We start from the raw sequence: 20,577 nt of genomic DNA, 5'->3' as shown, positions 1-20,577 counted from the left end.
TCAGTCGGCCAACTCCAAAATTCTCGCTACCAGCTGCGAGAAGCTTAATCCAAACTGGCGCGCCGCCATCGGCACCAGGCTATGACTGGTCATGCCCGGAGAGGTATTCACCTCAAGCAGATAGAAGCTGCCATCGCTGTCTTGCATCACGTCCACGCGGCCCCAGCCGCTGCAGTCCAGGCCGCGGTAGGCGCGCAGCGCCAGCGCCGCCATCTCGGCTTCCTGCTCGGCGCTTAAACCGCTCGGGCAGAAGTACTGCGTGTCGTCCGAAATGTACTTGGCCTGATAGTCGTAGAACACGCCGGCCGGCTGAATGCGGATCGACGGCAGCACCTGGTCGCCCAGCATCGCCACGGTGTATTCCGGCCCGCTCAGCCATTTCTCCACCAACACGTCGTCGTCGTGACGGAAGGCTTCTTCCAGCGCCGCTTCCAGCGCGGCGCTTTCGGTGACCTTGCTCATGCCGACGCTGGAACCCTCGCGGCTCGGCTTGACGATCAGCGGCAGGCCGAGCGACGCGACGCGATCCAACAGCGCCGCTTTCTCGCCGCCGAGGTACAGCTGACGATTCAGCGCCACATAAGGCGCCACCGGCAGGCCCATCGACTGCCACACCATCTTGGTGCGCCATTTGTCCATGGTCAGCGCCGAAGCCATCACGCCGCTGCCGGTATAAGGCAGCGCGAGAAACTCCAGCAGCCCCTGCAGGGTGCCGTCTTCGCCGCCGCGCCCGTGCAGCGCGATAAATACCTTGGTGAACCCCTGCTCTTTCAGCTGGGTTACCGGAACGTCGCGGGTGTCGACGCCGTGGGCGTCGATGCCGGCTTCGCGCAGCCCGGCCAGCACGGCGGCGCCGGATTGCAGCGATACGTCACGTTCAGCGGAGGTGCCACCCAGCAGTACGGCAACTTTATCAGCCATGATGCTCCTCCTCCTTTTTCTGCGGCTGCAGCTTCAGCTCGGCCAGTTTGCGGGCGATTTTGCCCACGTTGCCGGCGCCCTGCACCAGCACCAAATCATCGGCCTGCAGCAGCTGCGCCAAGGTTTCCGACAGGGTATCGGCGTCGGAAACCAGGATCGGATCCAGCTTGCCGCGGTTGCGGATGGTGCGGCACAGCGAACGGCTGTCCGCGCCCGGGATCGGCGCTTCGCCGGCGGCGTAGACGTCGAGCATCAGCAGCACATCCACCTGCGACAGCACGTTGGCGAAGTCGTCGTACAGGTCGCGGGTGCGCGTGTAGCGGTGCGGCTGGAAAATCATCACCAGCCGCTTGTCCGGCCAACCGGCGCGCGCCGCTTTCAGCGTGGCGTCCACCTCGGTCGGGTGGTGGCCGTAGTCGTCCACCAGCATCGCGCTGCCCGCGTTGCCGTTGACCGGCTCGAGCGGGAACTCGCCCAGGAAATCGAAGCGGCGCCCGGTGCCCTGGAAGCCCGCCAGCGCACGCAGAATATCTTCGTCGTCGATACCTTCTTCGGTCGCCACCGCCACCGCCGCCGCGGCGTTCAGCGCATTGTGGCGGCCCGGCGCGTTCAGGGTCACCGTCATCAGCGGCTTGTCCTGACGGCTCAGGGTAAAGTGCCCCTGCGGCCCCACCTGGCTGTAGCTCTCGATGCGCACGTCGGCATCGTCGCTGAAGCCGTAGGTGGTGATATGGCGGCCCACGCGCGGCAACAGCTCACGCACCACAGGATCATCGACGCACATCACCGCGCGGCCGTAGAACGGCAGGTTGTGCAAGAAATTGATAAACGTCTGCTTCAGGTTCTCGAAGTCGCCCTGGTAAGTGTCCATGTGGTCGGCTTCGATGTTGGTGACGATCGCCACCATCGGCTGCAAATGCAGGAACGACGCGTCGCTCTCGTCCGCTTCCGCGATCAGGTAACGGCTGGAGCCCAGACGCGCATGGGTACCCGCCGCCTTCACCAGCCCACCGTTGACGAAGGTCGGGTCCAGCCCGGCTTCGGCGTAAATGCTCGACACCATCGCCGTGGTGGTGGTCTTGCCGTGCGTGCCGGCGACGGCGATGCCGTGGCGGAAACGCATCAGTTCGGCCAGCATTTCGGCGCGGCGGATCACCGGGATGCGCGCTTCACGGGCGGCGACGATCTCCGGGTTATCGGCGGAAATGGCGGTAGACACCACCACAACGCTCGCATCCAGCACGTTTTCCGGGCGGTGATTGAAGTAAATCGTCGCCCCGAGCGCGCTCAGCTGTTGGGTTACCGGGTTCGGCGCCAGGTCGGAGCCGCTGATCTGATAACCTTCGTTTGCCAACACTTCGGCGATACCACCCATGCCGGCACCACCGATGCCGACAAAGTGAATGTGCCGGACGCGTCGCATCTCGGGCACTATAGTACGTAGTTTCGCCAGTTGTTGTGTATTCATCAGTCTCTCTAATCCAGGTCCGGTTAGCCGAACCCCTACAGATTCTTCAATTCAGGCCCGACATACCGAGCCCCTGCATATTATTTGGCGACCCGCACCAGCTCCGCCGCCACCCGTTCGGTCGCGTCGGGGATGGCGACCGCGCGCGCCTTTTCGGCCATCGCCAGCAGCGTCGGGCGGTCCCAGCTCGCCAGCAGTTCCGCCACCGCATCGGCGCTGAACTGCGGCTGTTCGATAATCTTCGCCGCGCCGGCTTCTTCCAGCGGACGCGCGTTCCAGTACTGCTGGCGGTCCTTGTGCATAAACGGCACAAAAATCGCCGGCAGGCCGGCGGCGGCAATTTCGCTGACGGTCAAAGCGCCGGAACGGCACACCACCACGTCGGCCCAGGCGTAGGCGGCCGCCATGTCATCGATAAACTCGGTCACCTTGTGCTGCGTCTGCCCTACCCTCTCGTAGTCGCGCAGCACCGTATCCAGTGCGCCTTTGCCTACCTGATGCCAGAGCGTAATTCTATCGCCCAAACGCGCCGCGACTTCAGGAACTGTCTGATTCAGCACCCGGGCCCCCTGACTTCCGCCAATGACCAGCACGCGGATCGGGCCTTCACGCCCGTTCAAACGCTCCGCCGGCAGCGGCAGGGCCAGCACGTCGGTGCGCACCGGATTGCCCACCACTTCGGCGTTCGGAAACGCGCCGGGGAAGGCTTGCAATACCGTTTTGGCCACGCGCGCCAGCCAGCGGTTGGTCAGCCCGGCGATGCCGTTCTGTTCGTGCAGCACCACCGGAACGCCGCACAGCCAGGCGGCCAGACCGCCCGGGCCGGAAACGTAACCGCCCATGCCCAGCACCACGTCCGGCTGGTAGTTGCGCATGATCGCCTTCGCCTGACGCACCGCGCTCCAGATGCGCAGCGGCGCGCTCAGCTGGGCCTTCAGCCCCTTGCCGCGCAGGCCGGAAATGCGGATAAAATCAATTTCGATCCCGTGCTTCGGCACCAGATCGGCTTCCATTCGGTCTGCGGTTCCGAGCCAGCGCACCTGCCAGCCCTGCGCCATCAGATGATGCGCGACCGCCAGCCCCGGGAACACATGCCCGCCGGTACCGCCTGCCATCACCATTAAACGCTTAGCTTTCCCGCTCATCCCTTACCTCTTCACGAACGCCTGGGCTTTGGCCAGACGCGTTTCAAAATCAATACGCAGCAACAGCACGATCGCCGTCGACATGATCAACAGGCTCGAACCGCCGTAGCTGATCAATGGCAGCGTCAGGCCTTTGGTCGGCAGCATGCCGGCGGCGGCGCCGACGTTAACCAGCGCCTGGAAGCTGAACCACACGCCGATCGAGCAGGCCAGGAAGCCGGAAAAGCGCTGATCGATCTCCAATGCGCGGCGGCCGATCGACATCGCGCGAAAAGCGACGAAGAATACCATTAACAGGGCTAAAACCACACCGATATAGCCCAGTTCTTCGCCCAAAATCGAGAAGATGAAGTCGGTGTGCGCTTCCGGCAAATACTCGAGTTTCTGCACCGAGTTGCCCAGCCCTTGCCCCCAGAATTCGCCGCGGCCAAACGCCATCAGCGACTGGGTCAGCTGGTAGCCGCTGCCGAACGGATCGGCCCACGGGTTCCAGAACGAGGTCACGCGGCGCATACGGTAAGGCTCCGCGATGATCAACAGCACCACCGCGAAGGCGCCCGAACCGATGATCGCCAGGAACTGCCACATTTTGGCGCCGGCCAGGAACAGCATCGCCAGGGTGGTGATGAACAGCACCACCACGGTGCCGAGGTCCGGCTGCGCCAGCAGCAGCACCGCCAGCACCACCATCACGCCCATCGGCTTGCAGAAGCCCCAGAAGTTGCTGCGCACCTCTTCCACCTTGCGCACCAGATAGCTCGCCAGGTAGCAGAACAGCGACAGCTTGGACAGCTCCGCCGGCTGAATGCGCAGCGGGCCCAGCGCAATCCAGCGCGATGCCCCGTTTACCGAGCTGCCGACCACCAGTACGATCAGCAGCATCACAATCGACATCAACAGCATCACGTTGCTGTAGCGCTGCCAGACTTCCATCGGAATGCGCAGCGTCACCATCGACAGCCCGAAGGCCAGGCCGAGATACAGCGCGTCGCGCTTGGCGAACAGGAAGGGATCGTCCGCCAGACGCTGGCCGATCGGCATCGAGGCCGAGGTCACCATCACGAAGCCGACGATCGCCAGCCCGAAGGTCAGCCACAGCAGCGTGCGGTCGTACAGCACCATGTTGACCGAATCGTTGTCGCGCGATCCCATCACCCAGTCTTTCAGCCGTTCTGTCAGCCCGAAGTTCGGCATGCGTAGTCTCATCCGCCAAGCTCCTGTGCCAGGCGGGCGAATTCATCGCCGCGCGCTTCAAAATTACGGAACTGATCGAGGCTGGCGCACGCCGGCGACAGCAGCACCATATCGCCAGGCTGCACCCGGCCGGCGATAACGCGCATCGCCTGCGCCATGGTTTCGGTCAGCGTCGCCACTTCCGGCCGCAGCTGCGCCAGCTGTTGGCCGTCGCGGCCGAAGCAGTACAGGCGCAGGTTGTCGCCCTGCAGATAACGCGCCAGCGGCGAGAAGTCGGCGGATTTGCCGTCGCCGCCCAGCAGCAGATGCAGCGAGCCGTCCACCTGCAGGCCGTTCAGCGCCGCTTCGGTGCTGCCGACGTTGGTGGCTTTGGAATCGTTGATCCAGCGCACGCCGTTGTGTTCCCACGCCAGCTGGAAGCGGTGCGCCAGGCCGGTAAAGGTGGTCAGCGCCTTCAGGCTGGAGGCGCGCGGGATGTTCACCGCGTCGGCCAGCGCCAGCGCCGCCAGCGCATTGGTGTAGTTATGGCGGCCGGTCAGTTTCATCTCGCGGGTATTCAGCACTTTCTCACCCTGCACCCGCAACCAGGTTTCGCCCTGCTGTCGGTTCAGGTGGTAGTCGCCCACGTCGGCGCCGAAGCTGACGCAGCGCGCGTCGGCGCCGCGCACCGGCATGGTCAGCGCGTCGTCCGCATTCACCACGCAGACGCCGGCATTTTCATAAACGCGCAGTTTGGCGCCGCGATACTGCTGCAGGCCAAACGGGTAACGATCCATATGGTCTTCGGTAACGTTCAGGATGGTCGCCGCCGCCGCCCGCAGGCTGTGGGTGGTTTCCAGCTGGAAGCTCGACAGCTCCAGCACGTACAGCCGGCATTCCTGGCGCAGCAGGCTCAACGCCGGCAGGCCGATATTGCCGCCGACGCCCACCGCCCAGCCGGCCGCCTGCGCCATCTCGCCCACCAGGGTGGTGACGGTGCTCTTGCCGTTGGAACCGGTGATCGCCACGATCGGCGCCTGGGCTTCGCGGCAGAACAGCTCTACGTCGCCGACGATTTCCACCCCGGCGTCCGCCGCGGCGCTCAACGCCGGGGTCGCCAGGGCCACGCCCGGGCTGGCGACGATCAAATCCGCCGCCAGCAGCCAGTCCTGATGCAGATCGCCCAGATGGCGTTCTACGCTGTCCGGCAGCTTGTCCAGCCCAGGCGGTGAGACGCGGGTATCCATAACGCGCGGCGTCACGCCGCGCGCCATAAAGAAATCAACACAGGACAGGCCGGTAAGGCCCAGCCCGATGATGACCACTTTCTTACCCTGATAGTCTGCCATGATTACCGCACCTTCAGCGTCGCCAGGCCAATCAGCACCAGCATCAGCGAAATGATCCAGAAGCGCACGATCACGCGCGGTTCCGGCCAGCCTTTCAATTCATAGTGGTGGTGAATCGGCGCCATGCGGAAAATGCGTTGTCCGCGCAGCTTGAACGATCCCACCTGCAAAATTACCGACAGCGTTTCAACCACGAACACGCCGCCCATAATCAGTAACAGAAACTCCTGACGCAGCAGCACCGCGATGGTGCCCAGCGCGCCGCCCAGCGCCAGCGAACCGACGTCGCCCATAAACACCTGCGCCGGGTAGGTGTTGAACCACAGGAAACCGAGGCCGGCGCCGACGATGGCGGTACACACGATCACCAGCTCACCGGCATGGCGCAGATACGGAATATGCAGGTAGTTGGCGAAGTTCATGTTGCCGGTAGCCCAGGCCACCAGCGCAAAACCGGCGGCCACGAACACCGTCGGCATGATCGCCAGGCCGTCCAGCCCGTCGGTCAGGTTGACCGCGTTGCTGGTGCCGACAATCACGAAATAGGCCAGCAGCACGTACAGCAGCCCCAGCTGCGGCATGATGTCCTTAAAGAACGGCACAACCAGCTCGGTGGCTGGCGTGTCTTTTCCTACGGCGTACATGGCGAATGCGACAATCAGCGCAATCACCGATTGCCAGAAGTACTTCCAGCGGGCGATCAGCCCCTTGGTATCCTTGCGCACCACCTTGCGGTAGTCGTCGACAAAGCCGACGATGCCGTAACCCACCAGCACGAACAGCACGCACCACACATACGGGTTGGACGGGTAGGCCCACATCAGCACCGAGATGGTGATGGAGGTCAGGATCATGATGCCGCCCATGGTCGGCGTGCCGCGCTTGCTGAAGTGCGACTCCGGGCCGTCGTTGCGCACCACCTGCCCGAAGGACATTTCCTGCAGGCGCTTGATCACCCGCGGGCCCATCCACAGCGACAGGAACAGCGCGGTCAGCAGGCTGACAATGGCTCGGAACGTCAGGTAGGAAAAGACGTTGAAGCCTGAGTAATACTTGACCAAATGCTCGGCCAGCCAAACTAGCATGGTGATCTCTCCTGTAACGCGCGTACTACCTGCTCCATTGCGGCACTACGTGAACCCTTGATTAACACGGTAATTACCGCATGTTCCGACAGTAATTCCGCCACGCGCGCGATCGCTGCCGTCTTGTCCTGATAATGCTCGCCGTTGCCGGACGCCGCGCTCAGCACCCGGCTCAAACCGCCGACGCTGATCACCTTGTCGACGCCGGCCAGACGGGCGGCTTCGCCCACCTGACGATGGCATTCTTCGGCCTCTGCCCCCAGTTCGGCCATATCGCCCACCACCATCACGCGGTAGCCCGGCATATCCGCCAGCACCTGCGCCGCCGCGGTCATCGACCCGACGTTGGCGTTGTAGCTGTCGTCCAACAGCAGCTTGCCGGCGCCCAGCGCCACCGGGAACAGACGCCCCGGCACCGCTTCCAGCTGTTGCAGCCCCTGGCGCACCGCCTCGAGGGTGGCGCCCACCGACATCGCCAACGCCGTCGCCGCCAGGGCATTGGCCACGTTGTGGCGCCCCGGCAACGGCAGCCTGATCTCGGTGCGGCCAAACGGGCTATGCAGTTGGAACTGCGTGCCGTCGCCGTTAACCCGCACCTCTTCAGCGAAGAAATCTACGCCTTCCGCCGCCTGCGGCGAGAAGCGCCAGACGGTCTTGCCGCCCAGCATGCTCTGCCAGTGCGGCCAGTCGTTGTTGTCGGCGTTGATGATCGCCACGCCGTCGTCCGGCAAGCCGGCAAAAATTTCACCTTTCGCCTGGGCGACGCCGGCCAACGAGCCGAAGCCTTCCAGGTGGGCCGCCGCCAGGTTGTTCACCAGGGCGGTCTGCGGCCGCGTCAATGCGGTGGTGTAAGCAATCTCGCCAATATGGTTAGCGCCCAGCTCAATCACGGCAAAGTCATGCTGCGGCTGCAGACGCAGCAGCGTCAGCGGCACGCCGATGTCATTGTTGAAGTTGCCGGCGGTATACAGCACCTCGCCGCATTCACGCAGAATGGCGGCGGTCATTTCTTTCACCGAGGTCTTGCCGGAAGACCCGGTCAGCGCCACAACGCGCGCCGGCACCTGCTGACGCACCCAGGCGGCAAGCTGCCCCAGCGCCAGTCGGGTATCCGCCACCACCAGCTGCGGTACGTCCACCAATAAGCGCTTACTTACCAGCAACGCCCCAGCGCCCGCGGCTACGGCGTCAGCTGCAAAATCATGAGCGTCAAAACGCTCGCCTTTCAGCGCCACAAACAGGCAACCGGCGGTCACCTTGCGGGTATCTGTCGTCACCTCAACGATTTGGCAATCGGCGCCGTAAAGCTCAGCGCTCAATACCTCAGCCAGTGCCTGAAGGGAGACAGGGATCATGCCAACACCCCCAGCAGCCGGGCGACCGTGGTGCGGTCGGAGTAATCCAGGCGGCGGTTGCCCACCAGTTGGTAATCCTCGTGGCCTTTGCCCGCCACCAGCACCACATCCTGCTCTTGCGCCTGCATGATGGCGCTGGTCACCGCCTCGGCGCGGCCGTGGATCACCAGCGCCTGCCCGGCGTCCAGCAGCCCGGCAAGAATATCGGCGATGATCGCCCGCGGCTCTTCGGTGCGCGGGTTGTCATCGGTGATCACCACCCGATCGGCGAACTGTTCGGCGATGCCGCCCATCAGCGGGCGCTTGCCCTTGTCGCGATCGCCGCCGCAGCCGAACACGCACCACAGCTGCCCCTGGCAGTGCAGGCGCGCCGCTTCCAGCGCTTTTTCCAACGCATCCGGGGTGTGGGCGTAGTCCACCACCACCGTCGGTTTGCCCGGCGCGTTAAACACTTCCATCCGGCCGCAGACCGGCTGCAGACGGTTGCCGGTTTCCACCAGCTGATCCAGCGGATAACCCAGCGACAGCAGCGTCGCCAGCGCCAACAGCAGGTTGCTGACGTTGAAGGCGCCCATCAGGCGGCTTTCGATTTCGCCGTCGCCCCAGCTGGAGCTGAAGCGAATGGTGGCGCCGTTGTCGTGATAGCTGACCGCGGTGGTTTTCAGCCAGCGGCCGTGACAGCCCGGCTGCAGGTTGTCGTGCAGGGTGACCGCCACCGCATCCGGCAGCTTGCTCAGCCAGCGCTGGCCGACTTCATCGTCGGCGTTGATGATCGCCTGGCCCACGTCGTGGCCGGCGAACAGCGACCATTTGGCGGCTTCGTAATTGGCCATGTCGCCGTGGTAATCCAGGTGATCGCGGCTCAGGTTGGTGAACACCGCCGCGGCGAACGGCAATGCCGCCACCCGGTGCTGCACCAGCCCGTGGGAAGACACTTCCATGGCGGCGAAGGTCGCGCCCCGCTCAGCCAGATCGTTTAATACGTGTTGAACATCCACCGCAGAACCGGTGGTATTCTCCGTCGGGCACACCTGGCCCAGCAGACCGTTGCCGACGGTGCCCATCACCGCGCTGGTCTCGCCCAACAGTTGGCTCCACTGCGCCAGCAGCTGGGTGGTGGTGGTTTTGCCGTTGGTGCCGGTGACGCCCACCAGGCGCAGACGCTCCGCCGGCTGGTGGTAAAAACGCCCGGCCAGCGCGGAAAGGCGCTGGTTCAGTTGGCTCAGGTAGATAACCGGCACGCCGTGCATTTCGACGATGGCGCCGTCTTCGGCCTGGCCGTCAGCTTCGGCGATCACGGCGGCGACGCCCTGCGCGATGGCCTGCGGAATATAGCGGCGGCCATCCGTTTGATGGCCGGCAACGGCGACAAACAGATCCCCGGCAGCCGCAATACGGCTGTCTAATGTCATTTCCCGCAGCGCGCGCCCGGGTGCCGTCGGCACCCACGGGGCGAGTAAGTCGCGCAAATTACGATCTGCCACCTGAACCCTCTTTTTTGTTAGTCACTAATTCGCTTTTATCGCTGGTAGGCAATGCGTCCGGTTCGACGTTCATGGTGCGCAATACGCCGCCCATGATGGCGCCAAACACCGGCGCGGAAATTGCGCCGCCATAGTACTTCCCGCCCTGCGGGTCGTTGATGACCACCACCAGAGCAAAACGGGGATTACTGGCCGGCGCGACGCCGGCGGTATAAGCGAGGTATCGGTTGACGTATTTGCCGTCCGGACCGACCTTTTTGGCGGTACCGGTTTTAATGGCGATACGGTACCCCTTGATGGCGGCTTTCACGCCGCCGCCGCCCGGCAGGGCCACGCTTTCCATCATGTGCACCACGGTGCGCACCAGTGGTTCAGGGAAAACGCGTTCGCCGGCGACCGGCGGGTCAACCTTGGTGATCGACAATGGGCGATACACGCCCAGGCTGCCGATCGTTGCGTAGACTCGCGCCAACTGTAACGGAGTTACCATTAGCCCGTAGCCGAAAGAGAAGGTGGCCCTCTCTATGTCAGACCACCGTTGTTTTTTTGGGTATATGCCACTGCTTTCTCCGACCAGCCCCAAATTGGTCGCCTTTCCCAGTCCAAAACGAGAGTAAGTATCTACTAACGCCGAGGACGGCATCGCTAACGCCAGCTTGGTAACGCCGACGTTACTCGACTTCTGCAAGATCCCGGTTACCGACAGCTCCGCATAGCGCGCCACGTCTTTAATTTCGTGGCCCTGAATGCGGAAAGGAATGGTGTTCAGCACGCTGTTCTCTTTCACCACGCCATTCTGTAAGGCGGTCATCACCACCATCGGTTTTACGGTAGAACCAGGCTCAAAAATATCGGTGATAGCGCGGTTACGCATGGTGTCTTTCGGCGTACCGGCCATGTTGTTCGGGTTGTAGGACGGGCTGTTGGCCATCGCCAACACCTCGCCGGTGTTCACGTCTATCAGCACCGCGGTGCCGGACTCGGCCTTGTTGAAGGCCACGGCGTTGTTCAGCTCGCGGTACACCAGCGCCTGCAGGCGTTCATCGACGCTCAGCACCAGGTTATGCGCCGCCTGGCTGTCGACCGAGGAGATGTCCTCAATCACCCGGCCATAGCGGTCCTTGCGCACGGTTCTTTCGCCCGGTTGCCCGGTCAGCCAGCGGTCGAAACTCTTCTCGACGCCTTCGATGCCCTGGCCGTCAATGTTGGTGACGCCGATGATGTGCGAGGTGACCTGCCCGGCCGGGTAGTAACGGCGCGATTCCTGCCGCAGGTTAATCCCCGGCAGCTTCAGCTTGCGGATATAATCGCCGACCGCCGGGTTCACCTGACGCGCCAGGTAAACGAAGCGCCCTTTCGGGTTGGCGTTGATGCGGTTGGAGAGCTGATCCAGCGGGATATTCAGCGCGTCGGACAGCGCCTTCCAGCGGCTGTCCAGCGTAATGCCGCCGCGTTCGTTCAGCTCTTTCGGATCGGCCCAGATGGCGTTGACCGGCACGCTCACCGCCAACGGCCGGCCGGCGCGATCGCTGATCATGCCGCGCGCGGTAGGCACTTCCTGCACCCGCAGCGAACGCATGTCGCCTTCTTTCACCAGGCGATCCGGGTTGATGACCTGCAGATAGGCCACGCGCAGCATCAACCCCACCAGCGCCAGTAAAATACAGCCGCACAGCAACGCAAAACGCCAGCTTACAAAGCTGGCCTGATCTTCCTGGCGTTTCAACTTACCGGGGCGCGCTGCTTTCATGCGTTTCCTTTCTACTCCGTGTCATTATTCCGGTTAAACCATTCATTGTTTAACGATGATATTTTCCTGCGATGGATCAACGTGTTGCATCTGCAGTTTTTCGGTAGCGATACGTTCAACCCGGCTATGGTCGCCGAGGGCGTTCTCTTCCAGAATCAGGTTGCGCCACTCGATATCCAGCGCATCCCGCTCAAGCACCAGCTGCTCGCGTTCGGCGGTCAGCAGGCGGGTGCGGTGCGCGGTGGTCACCACAAAAACGGCGGAGACCAGGGCGGCAACCAGTAAAATCAATGGGATCTTGGCGTTGCGCAGCAGATCACCGCCAATCACCCCGACCAGGCCGTGACGTTCGTTGCCGATCACGCGGGCATCCTCTCTGCAATGCGCAGCACCGAGCTGCGGGCGCGTGGGTTGTCCGCCACTTCGGCTTCCGACGGCATCATCTTGCCCAGCGCTTTCAGCGTGCGTCCGCCCATGCTGCGCAGTTGCTCTTCGGTCAGCGGAATGCCGGCCGGCACCTGCGCGCCGCGGCTGTGGTGACGCATAAAGCGTTTGACGATGCGGTCTTCCAGCGAGTGGAAGCTGATGATCGACAAACGGCCCTTGGGGGCCAACACTTCCAGCGCGCCGTCGAGCGCGCGCTCGATCTCTTCCAGCTCGCTGTTGATATAGATGCGGATCGCCTGGAAACTGCGCGTCGCCGGGTGCTTGTGCTTCTCGCGGAACGGGCTGGCTTCGGCGATCAGATCGGCCAGTTGCTTGGTGCGGGTCATCGGCTCGACGCGGTTTCTCTCCACGATGGCGCGCGCGATGCGCTTGGCGAAACGCTCCTCGCCAAAGGTTTTCAGCACCCAGGCGATGTCGTCGGCTTCCGCCTTCATCAGCCATTCGGCGGCGGAAAGGCCGGTGGACGGGTCCATGCGCATATCCAGCGGACCGTCGCGCATAAAGGAGAAACCGCGCTCCGCGTCGTCCAGCTGCGGCGAAGAAACGCCCAGATCGAGCAGAACGCCGTCGATCTGCCCCACCAGCTCGCGTTCCCGCACATAGTGTGACAAATCGGAAAATGGGCCGTGTACGATAGTGAAACGAGGATCTTCAATAGAATTGGCGGCTGCAATCGCCTGAGGATCGCGGTCAATTGCCAGCAAGCGTCCTTCCGGCCCCAGCTGGGACAGAATCAGACGAGAATGGCCACCGCGACCAAAAGTACCGTCGATATATATGCCGTTGCTGCGGATGTTGAGGCCGTTAACCGCCTCATCCAACAGTACGGTGGTGTGTTTATAGTTTTCCAACATGCTTATAGCGACAAGTCCTGTAGCCGCTCAGACAACGGTTCCTGAGTCGACTGTTCAGCGTCAATATCATCCTTGACTTGTTGATACCAGGTCTGTTCATCCCACAGTTCAAACTTGTTGAACTGCCCGACCAGCATCACTTCTTTCGTGAGTCCGGCGTGTTGCCGCAGCGTACTGGCTAACAGCAAACGGCCGGCGCTGTCCATCTGACACTCACTGGCATGCCCCAACAGCAAGCGCTGAACGCGGCGCTCGGCGGGATTCATGCTCGACAGACGGGACAATTTTTGTTCAATAATTTCCCATTCGGGTAAAGGATAAAGCAGCAGGCAGGGCTGATGGAGGTCAATGGTACAGACCATTTGGCCTTGCGATTCCTCGTTCAGCAAATCCCGATATCGGGTTGGTACGGCAAGCCGCCCTTTGCTGTCGAGGTTGACCATCGTTGCCCCACGGAACATTCCTGAGCTACCCCTTCATGACCGTTTTCACCACTTTACCCCACAAATTCCCACATAATGGAGTTTACGGAGGGTATGAAAACCTTGTCAAGCCAGAGCGGCAGCGCTTTGGCAATATTTCTCTGGTCATTTTGGGAGCTGACTCGCGAAAGGAACTCTATTTGTTCGACGATTAAAAATTAACACCATGATAAACGGAGAGAATTTTCTAAGCGGAAAGAGCCTGATTAAAAACCTGACAAATTGGCGATTAATTAACTCATTACTTCCTTCTGCAATCGATGTCTCATTTTTCAGCTCGGCAATCGCATGCCTGTATCTCATGCCGCTCCGCGCCAGCCAAGGCTCGGCGCAGCGCGCCCCGGTCGGCGAAATAGGGCATAACCCCTTGAGTTAATAACGCTCAACGGTAATTGCCGTCGGGGCCGCGCGCTATTTTACTTCAATTGAAGCGGCAATGATGAGGCCGGAGAAAAAATAAATGGCTCGGATATTACGAGCAGAGCCAATTTCGATTTAAATCAACTCGGTAAGATTATTCCCAAAATACCTGTTTACAATTATGGTTTCATTTTCTTACACCTTTATTCCCACAATTTTTTCTTTGAAAAACCGCCGTTGAAACCGAAAAAATGCAACGTGTTGTTTTTAATCGACTTATTTAAAAAACTCGATTTTAATCCCTTCGCGCCAGATTTAGCCGACCGCTATCAGCATAAAAATCAGCCAGATGTTAAAAATAAAAACATCCCGCTAGTTAAAAAACCACCATCAGATTAGTACACTATAAATTGACGCAAAAACCAAAATTAACCACCACACACAACGCAATTAACAGAATATTAACAATAAAAAGTCGAGGATGCACCATGCTTTCGCCCACCGCCCGCTGGCGCAGCGCCGCCGCCGATACCTTTGCGCTGGTGGTGTACTGCTTTATCGCCGGTATGGCGATAGAAGTGTTGATCTCAGGCATGAGTTTCCAGCAGTCCCTTTCCTCGCGCCTGTTGTCGATCCCGGTCAATATCCTGATCGCCTGGCCCTATGGGCGCTACCGCGACCTGTTTATCCGCACCGCCCGCCGTAGCCCACGCGGCCAGTTTCTATTGCGCAACCTCGCCGACCTGCTGGCCTACGTCAGCTTTCAGTCGCCGGTTTATGCGGCGATCCTGTGGAGCGTCGGCGCCGACGGGCAGCAAATGGCCGCGGCTGTCGCCAGCAATGCGGTCGTGTCGATGGCGATGGGCGTGGCGTACGGTTATTTTCTGGAATATTGCCGACGGCTGTTTGGCGTGACGGGATACGTTTGAGATACCGGGCCTCACGCGGGAGGCCCGGCGGCGGGCATTACTTGCGGCTGAGGCTGCCGCGGCGGAACAGGTTGCGGCGAATGCGCGTCAAACCCGGTTTGGGTTTGCGCGGCTCATCGAGGCTGGCCAACACCAGCTCCAACACGCGTTCCGCAACGTCGCGGTGACGCTGCGCTACCGCCAGCACCGGACACTCCAGGAAATCCAGCAGCTCGTGGTCGCCGAAGGTGGCGATCGCCAGATCGGTCGGCAAGCGGCCGCGCTGCTTCAGGGTGACGTCCATCACGCCCTGCAGCAAAGAGAACGAGGTGGTGAACAGCGCCTGCGGCATCGGGTGCGTTTTCAGCCATTCGGCAAACAGCGCACCGGCGGCTTCGCGCTCATAGCTGTTGGCATACAGATAATCGACATGGCGCGGATCGTCTTGCCAGGCCTGACGGAACCCCTGCTCGCGCAGGAAGCTGACGGACAGCTCCGGCAACGCCCCCAGGTACAGCACCGACTCCGCCGGGAAGCTGCGCAGCTCCTGCGCCAGCGCAAAGGAGTCTTCCTGATCGGCCCCCACCACGCTGATGAAATGCTCGCGATCCAGCGCGCGGTCCAAGGCGATGATCGGCAGCGGATCCTTGGCCCAGCGTTGATAGAACGGGTGTTCCGGCGGTAAGGCGGTGGAGACGATGATCGCGTCCACCTGGCGCTGCAGCAGATGTTCGATGCAGCGCATTTCGTTGTCCGGCTGGTCTTCCGAACAGGCGATCAACAGCTGGTAGCCACGCTGGCGCGCCTGGCGCTCCAGATAATTGGCGATGCGGGTGTAGCTGGTGTTTTCCAGATCCGGTATCACCAGGCCGATAGAGCGGGTCCGCCCGGCGCGCAGCCCTGCCGCGACGGCATTCGGGTGATAGTTGTGCTCCCTGACCACGGCCATCACTTTCTCGACGGTTTTATCGCTGACACGATACTGCTTCGCCTTGCCGTTGATGACATAACTGGCCGTGGTGCGCGAAACGCCCGCGAGACGCGCGATTTCATCCAGTTTCACATTAACCCCTTAATGACGCTGAAAATAGAAGTGTAAGCTGGGCTCGGATTAACCATCGCATCCCGTGCGGTTATTCAATCCAGCTTCTGCGATCTAACAGCAGAAAACACTGCCTAGCAACCGCTTTTGCCGAAAGGTGCCGGCAAACAGGCAAAAAACGCCGAAAAACAAAGGGCGCAGCCATGCCGCGCCCTTAAATTATACCAATCCGAACTTCAGCGCATGATTTTGTCGCCGCGCGACACGCCGACCACGCCGGAGCGCGCCACTTCCACGATCTCCGCCACTTCGCGCACCGCGTTCAGGAAGGCGTCCAGCTTGTCGCTGGTGCCCGCCAGCTGAACGGTATACAGCGTCGCGGTGACGTCAACGATCTGGCCGCGGAAAATATCGGCGCAGCGCTTCACCTCTTCGCGGCCGTAGCCGCTGGCCTGCAGCTTCACCAGCATGATTTCGCGTTCGACGTGGGCGCCCTGCACCAGTTCGCTGACGCGCAGCACGTCCACCAGCTTGTGCAGCTGCTTTTCGATCTGCTCCAGCACCTTCTCGTCGCCGACGGTCTGGATGGTCATGCGCGACAGCGTCGGATCGTCGGTCGGGGCCACCGTCAGGCTTTCAATGTTGTAGCCGCGCTGGGAGAACAGCCCGACCACGCGCGATAACGCGCCGGATTCGTTTTCCAACAAGACAGATAAAATACGGCGCATGATCAGGTCCTCTCCGTTTTGCTTAACCACATCTCGTCCATGCTTCCACCGCGGATCTGCATTGGATAAACATGTTCGGTCTCATCGACGGTCACGTCGACGAACACCAAGCGTTCTTTCTCGGCCAACGCCTGCGCCAGCTTGCTTTCCAGCTCATCCGGGGTGCGAATGGCGATGCCGACATGGCCGTAAGCCTCCGCCAGCTTGACGAAGTCCGGCAGCGAATCCATATAGGATTGCGAGTGGCGGCCGGAGTAGATCATGTCCTGCCACTGTTTCACCATGCCCAGATAGCGGTTGTTCAGATTCACCACCACCACCGGCAGGTTGTACTGCAGCGCGGTGGACAGTTCCTGGATATTCATCTGAATACTGCCGTCGCCGGTCACGCAGACCACGGTTTCCTCCGGCAGCGCCAGCTTGACGCCCAGCGCCGCCGGCAGGCCGAAGCCCATGGTGCCGAGGCCGCCGGAGTTGATCCAGCGGCGCGGTTTGTCGAACGGGTAGTAAAGCGCGGCGAACATCTGGTGTTGGCCCACGTCGGAGGTCACATACGCGTCCCCCTTGGTCAGGCGATGCAGCGTTTCAATCACCGCCTGCGGCTTGATGGTGCCGCTGTGTTTGTCATAGCCCAGGCAGTCGCGCGCCCGCCACTGTTCGATAGACTGCCACCAGTCGCGCAGCGCATCGAAGTCCTGCGCCTTGTCGTCCTGCGCCAGCAGCTCCAGCATCTGGGACAGTACCTGTTTGGCGTCGCCGACGATCGGGATGTCGGCATCCACCGTTTTGGAGATCGAGGTCGGATCGATATCGATGTGCAGCACGGTGGCGTCCGGGCAGTACTTGGCCAGATTGTTGGTGGTGCGGTCATCGAAGCGCACGCCGACGGCGAAGATCACGTCGGAGTGGTGCATGGTCTTGTTGGCTTCATAGGTGCCGTGCATGCCCAGCATGCCGACGCTCTGGCGATGGGTGCCGGGGAAAGCGCCCAACCCCATCAGGGTGCAGGTGACCGGCAGGTTCAGTTTCTCCGCCAGCGCCAGCAGTTCGCCGTCGCAGGCCGCGTTGATCGCCCCGCCGCCGACGTACATCACCGGCCGCTTGGCCGCCAAAATGGTTTGCAGCGCGCGCTTGATCTGCCCGCGATGCCCCTGGACAGTCGGGTTATAGGAACGCATGCTCACGTCCTGCGGATAGGCGTAAGGCAGCCTGACCGCCGGACCGACGATGTCTTTCGGCAGGTCGATCACCACCGGGCCTGGCCGGCCGGTCGACGCCAGATAGAACGCTTTTTTCAGCACCCCGGGAATGTCTTCGGTGCGTTTCACCAGAAAGCTGTGTTTCACTACCGGGCGCGAGATGCCCACCATGTCGCACTCCTGAAAGGCGTCGTAGCCAATCAGCGAGCTGGGAACCTGGCCCGACAGCACCACCATCGGAATGGAGTCCATATAGGCGGTGGCGATGCCGGTGATGGCATTGGTGGCGCCGGGGCCGGAGGTGACCAGCACCACGCCGACCTCGCCGGTGGCGCGCGCATAACCGTCGGCCATGTGCACCGCCCCCTGCTCGTGGCGCACCAGAATATGATCGATTCCCCCCACCGTATGCAGGGCGTCGTAGATATCGAGTACCGCCCCGCCCGGATAGCCGAATACATGCTTAACGCCCTGATCGATCAACGATCGAACGACCATCTCGGCTCCTGACAACATCTCCATGGTTTTGCCTCCAGGCTTGCTTATTCTTGTCGGGCGCCGGAACGTGGCGCCTGCTGCGGCTAATGCCCCAACGTTTTTATGGATTGACTATAACTGATTAACATAACGTCAGAATATGGGGCAGGCAAACGGCAAAATGGCTTAAAGATGCCAGGGTTATTGCCAAGCGGCTGGAGATTGGCGCTTTATAAAAACAATGCACTAGCCCCGTGGCTATCAGGCTAGGCATTGTTTCAAACCGGTGGGGAATTACAGAACTATATCAGGCGGAAAATCTGCCGATTTTTTCGCCGGGCAGGCTGCCCGGTGGCGGTTTCAGGCCTGCTCCCGGTACATCGAATCGATTTCTCGCCGGTAGCGTTGCAGGATCACCCTGCGGCGCAGCTTCAGGGTCGGCGTCAGCTCGCCCAGCTCCATCGAAAAGGCCGCCGGCAGCAGGGTAAACTTTTTCACCTGCTCGAAACGCGCCAGCTCTTTTTGCATGTCGCGCAGGCGATTTTCGAACATCTCGATAATATGGCTGTGGCGCAGCAGATCCAGCCGATCATGATATTTCAAATTGACCGACTTGGCGTATTCTTCCAGGGATTCGAAACAGGGCACGATCAGTGCGGAAACAAACTTGCGCGCGTCGGCGATGATCGCCACCTGTTCGATAAAGCGATCCTGCGCCAGCGTGCCCTCCAGCATCTGCGGCGCGATATACTTGCCGCCGGAGGTTTTCATCAGGTCTTTCAGCCGTTCGGTAATGAACAGGTTGCCCTCCTCATCGAGCGCGCCGGCGTCGCCGGTCTTCAGCCAGCCGTCGCCGGTGAAGGCGGCGGCGGTTTCCAACGGCTTGTTGAAATAGCCGCGCATGACGATCGGCCCGCGCAGCTGGATCTCGCTCTCCTCGCCAATGCGCACTTCCACGCCCGGCAAGGGCTTGCCGATCGAGCCGAAACGGAAGTTGCCCTCTTCCCAGCAGGACACGGTGGCGCAGGTTTCGGTCATGCCGTAGCCGTATTTGATGTTGACGCCCATCGCCTGGAAAAACAGGATCACGTTGTCGTCCAGCTTGGCGCCCGCCGCGGGCAGAAATCGCACCCGCCCGCCGAGAATGCCGCGCAGCTTGCTCAGCACCAGCTTATCGGCCCAGCGGTGAGAAAGCGCAAACAGCTTGCCCAACGGCTTACCGGCGCGCTCCTGCAGGAACTTGCGTTCGCCGCAGACCATCGCCCAATGGAACAGAGCGCGGCGCAGCCAGGGCGCGCGCGCCACCTTTTCCTGCACCGCGCTGAAGATCTTTTCGTAGAAGCGCGGTACCGCGCACATCAGCGTCGGGCGCACCTGCGCCATCGCCTCGCGTACCCAGTCGGTATTCGGCAAATACACGTTTTGCGCGCCTGAATGCATGATGAAGAAGCTCCAGGCGCGTTCGAATACGTGCGACAGCGGCAGGAAGCTGAGTGAAACGTCTTCCTCATTGACCGTCAGCCGCTCATCGTGCAGCGAGAGCTGCGCCGCCAGGTTGCGATAGTCCAGCATCACGCCCTTGGGCTCCCCGGTGGTGCCGGAGGTGTAAATCAGCGTAAGGAGATCCTGCAGGTCGCAATCGGCGATGCGCTGCCGCCGCTGCGCTTCATAGGCCGCCGGTTCGGCTGCCCGCTCGAAGGCGCTCAAAGGGCGGGCGATTTCGCAGCCGCGCAGATCGGCCGCGTCATCAAACACGATGATGTGGCTCAGCTGCGGACACACGCCGCGCAGGGCTATCGCCGCATCCAGCTGCGCCTGTTCGCCGACGAACAGGATGCGAATATCGGCGTCATTAATGATAAAGGCGGCCTGGGCCGGCGTGTTGGTGGCGTACAGCGGCACGCTGACCGCGCGCAGCTGCAAAATGGCCAGGTCGGCCAGCGACCAGGCCATGCTGTTGTTGGCGAATATCGCGATGCGCTCCTGCACCTCGGCGCCCAACGCCAACAAGGCGCTGGCGATGCGGGTGATGCGAACGTCGGCCTGCTTCCAGGTCAGTTGCGTCTCCCCCTGAGGAGACCATTGGCGAAAAGCTGTGCGATCGGCACGGTGGGAGACATGGTGCTGTATACGATGAGTCAGATGGTAGTGCAGCAGATTATTGATCATAGCGCTCTAAGCCTGAAATGAATCAAACAGTTAACCTTGCGCAGGGGCCTTACCCCGCGTCTCAGCTTACAGGTGTGTACTTTTTTTCGCGCAGTCTACCTACTCTCCGGCAGCGGGAAAAGGTATTTCAGCGTAGAAGTGTGAGCTAAAACTCAGGCTAACTTCACCGCACCCACCGCTT

General features: G+C 61.4%; 17 protein-coding genes. 1 reads left to right on the top strand and 16 read right to left on the bottom strand.

The features are described from left to right. The 12 genes from CKW09_RS03935 to mraZ form a co-directional block, all read right to left on the bottom strand. The gene (locus CKW09_RS03935) at positions 1 to 921 is read right to left on the bottom strand and encodes a D-alanine--D-alanine ligase (RefSeq protein WP_095095748.1); all 921 of its coding nucleotides are present in this window, start codon (positions 919 to 921) and stop codon (positions 1 to 3) included. Next, positions 914 to 2,389 (bottom strand): UDP-N-acetylmuramate--L-alanine ligase, encoded by a 1,476-nt coding sequence (gene murC, locus CKW09_RS03930; protein ID WP_095095745.1) that lies wholly within the window; start codon positions 2,387 to 2,389, stop codon positions 914 to 916. Before murC ends, CKW09_RS03935 begins: the two co-directional genes overlap by 8 nt. An 80-nt stretch (positions 2,390 to 2,469) precedes the next feature. Beyond that, positions 2,470 to 3,534, bottom strand: a complete 1,065-nt coding sequence (gene murG / locus CKW09_RS03925) for an undecaprenyldiphospho-muramoylpentapeptide beta-N-acetylglucosaminyltransferase (protein ID WP_095095743.1) — start codon at positions 3,532 to 3,534, stop codon at positions 2,470 to 2,472. Between the two features lie 3 nt (positions 3,535 to 3,537). Further along, positions 3,538 to 4,740 (bottom strand): cell division protein FtsW, encoded by a 1,203-nt coding sequence (ftsW, locus tag CKW09_RS03920; protein WP_061794963.1) that lies wholly within the window; start codon positions 4,738 to 4,740, stop codon positions 3,538 to 3,540. Beyond that, entirely contained in the window at positions 4,737 to 6,056 is a 1,320-nt protein-coding gene (gene murD, locus CKW09_RS03915; protein WP_095095740.1) for a UDP-N-acetylmuramoyl-L-alanine--D-glutamate ligase, read from the bottom strand. Before murD ends, ftsW begins: the two co-directional genes overlap by 4 nt. 2 nt (positions 6,057 to 6,058) lie before the next feature. Next, complete coding sequence (gene mraY / locus CKW09_RS03910) at positions 6,059 to 7,141, bottom strand: phospho-N-acetylmuramoyl-pentapeptide-transferase (RefSeq protein ID WP_061794961.1); 1,083 nt, start codon at positions 7,139 to 7,141, stop codon at positions 6,059 to 6,061. Beyond that, positions 7,135 to 8,496 (bottom strand): UDP-N-acetylmuramoyl-tripeptide--D-alanyl-D-alanine ligase, encoded by a 1,362-nt coding sequence (murF, locus tag CKW09_RS03905; RefSeq protein ID WP_095095738.1) that lies wholly within the window; start codon positions 8,494 to 8,496, stop codon positions 7,135 to 7,137. The genes mraY and murF overlap by 7 nt, the downstream gene beginning before the upstream one ends. Next, positions 8,493 to 9,980, bottom strand: a complete 1,488-nt coding sequence (gene murE / locus CKW09_RS03900; RefSeq protein WP_061794959.1) for a UDP-N-acetylmuramoyl-L-alanyl-D-glutamate--2,6-diaminopimelate ligase — start codon at positions 9,978 to 9,980, stop codon at positions 8,493 to 8,495. Before murE ends, murF begins: the two co-directional genes overlap by 4 nt. Next, positions 9,967 to 11,730, bottom strand: a complete 1,764-nt coding sequence (locus CKW09_RS03895; RefSeq protein ID WP_061794958.1) for a peptidoglycan glycosyltransferase FtsI — start codon at positions 11,728 to 11,730, stop codon at positions 9,967 to 9,969. Before CKW09_RS03895 ends, murE begins: the two co-directional genes overlap by 14 nt. A gap of 42 nt (positions 11,731 to 11,772) precedes the next feature. Further along, positions 11,773 to 12,093, bottom strand: coding sequence for a cell division protein FtsL (ftsL, locus tag CKW09_RS03890; RefSeq protein WP_061794957.1), 321 nt, complete (start codon positions 12,091 to 12,093; stop codon positions 11,773 to 11,775). Next, the gene (gene rsmH / locus CKW09_RS03885) at positions 12,090 to 13,031 is read right to left on the bottom strand and encodes a 16S rRNA (cytosine(1402)-N(4))-methyltransferase RsmH (RefSeq protein WP_061794956.1); all 942 of its coding nucleotides are present in this window, start codon (positions 13,029 to 13,031) and stop codon (positions 12,090 to 12,092) included. Before rsmH ends, ftsL begins: the two co-directional genes overlap by 4 nt. A 2-nt stretch (positions 13,032 to 13,033) precedes the next feature. Beyond that, positions 13,034 to 13,492 (bottom strand): division/cell wall cluster transcriptional repressor MraZ, encoded by a 459-nt coding sequence (gene mraZ, locus CKW09_RS03880; RefSeq protein WP_061794955.1) that lies wholly within the window; start codon positions 13,490 to 13,492, stop codon positions 13,034 to 13,036. A gap of 869 nt (positions 13,493 to 14,361) precedes the next feature. Between mraZ and CKW09_RS03875 the strand changes: the two genes are divergently transcribed. After that, on the top strand, positions 14,362 to 14,802 hold the full coding sequence (locus tag CKW09_RS03875; RefSeq protein WP_095095735.1) for an L-alanine exporter AlaE: 441 nt from the start codon (positions 14,362 to 14,364) through the stop codon (positions 14,800 to 14,802). A 37-nt stretch (positions 14,803 to 14,839) separates the two neighbouring features. Here the strand turns inward: CKW09_RS03875 and cra are convergent, their stop codons facing one another. From cra to CKW09_RS03855, 4 genes are all read right to left on the bottom strand, one after another. Continuing rightward, positions 14,840 to 15,844, bottom strand: coding sequence for a catabolite repressor/activator (gene cra, locus CKW09_RS03870; protein WP_061794953.1), 1,005 nt, complete (start codon positions 15,842 to 15,844; stop codon positions 14,840 to 14,842). A gap of 215 nt (positions 15,845 to 16,059) precedes the next feature. Beyond that, positions 16,060 to 16,551 carry an acetolactate synthase small subunit gene (ilvN, locus tag CKW09_RS03865; protein WP_004950121.1) on the bottom strand — a complete coding sequence of 164 codons (492 nt, stop codon included), beginning with the start codon at positions 16,549 to 16,551 and terminating at the stop codon, positions 16,060 to 16,062. Positions 16,552 to 16,553: 2 nt separating this feature from the next. Then, entirely contained in the window at positions 16,554 to 18,272 is a 1,719-nt protein-coding gene (gene ilvI / locus CKW09_RS03860; RefSeq protein WP_061794952.1) for an acetolactate synthase 3 large subunit, read from the bottom strand. Positions 18,273 to 18,587: 315 nt separating this feature from the next. After that, positions 18,588 to 20,396, bottom strand: a complete 1,809-nt coding sequence (locus tag CKW09_RS03855; protein ID WP_095095731.1) for an AMP-dependent synthetase/ligase — start codon at positions 20,394 to 20,396, stop codon at positions 18,588 to 18,590. Positions 20,397 to 20,577: the final 181 nt, after the last annotated feature.

This window comes from Serratia ficaria (genome assembly GCF_900187015.1).
Lineage (GTDB): Bacteria > Pseudomonadota > Gammaproteobacteria > Enterobacterales > Enterobacteriaceae > Serratia > Serratia ficaria.
This window is presented reverse-complemented; position numbering and strand designations above follow the sequence as displayed.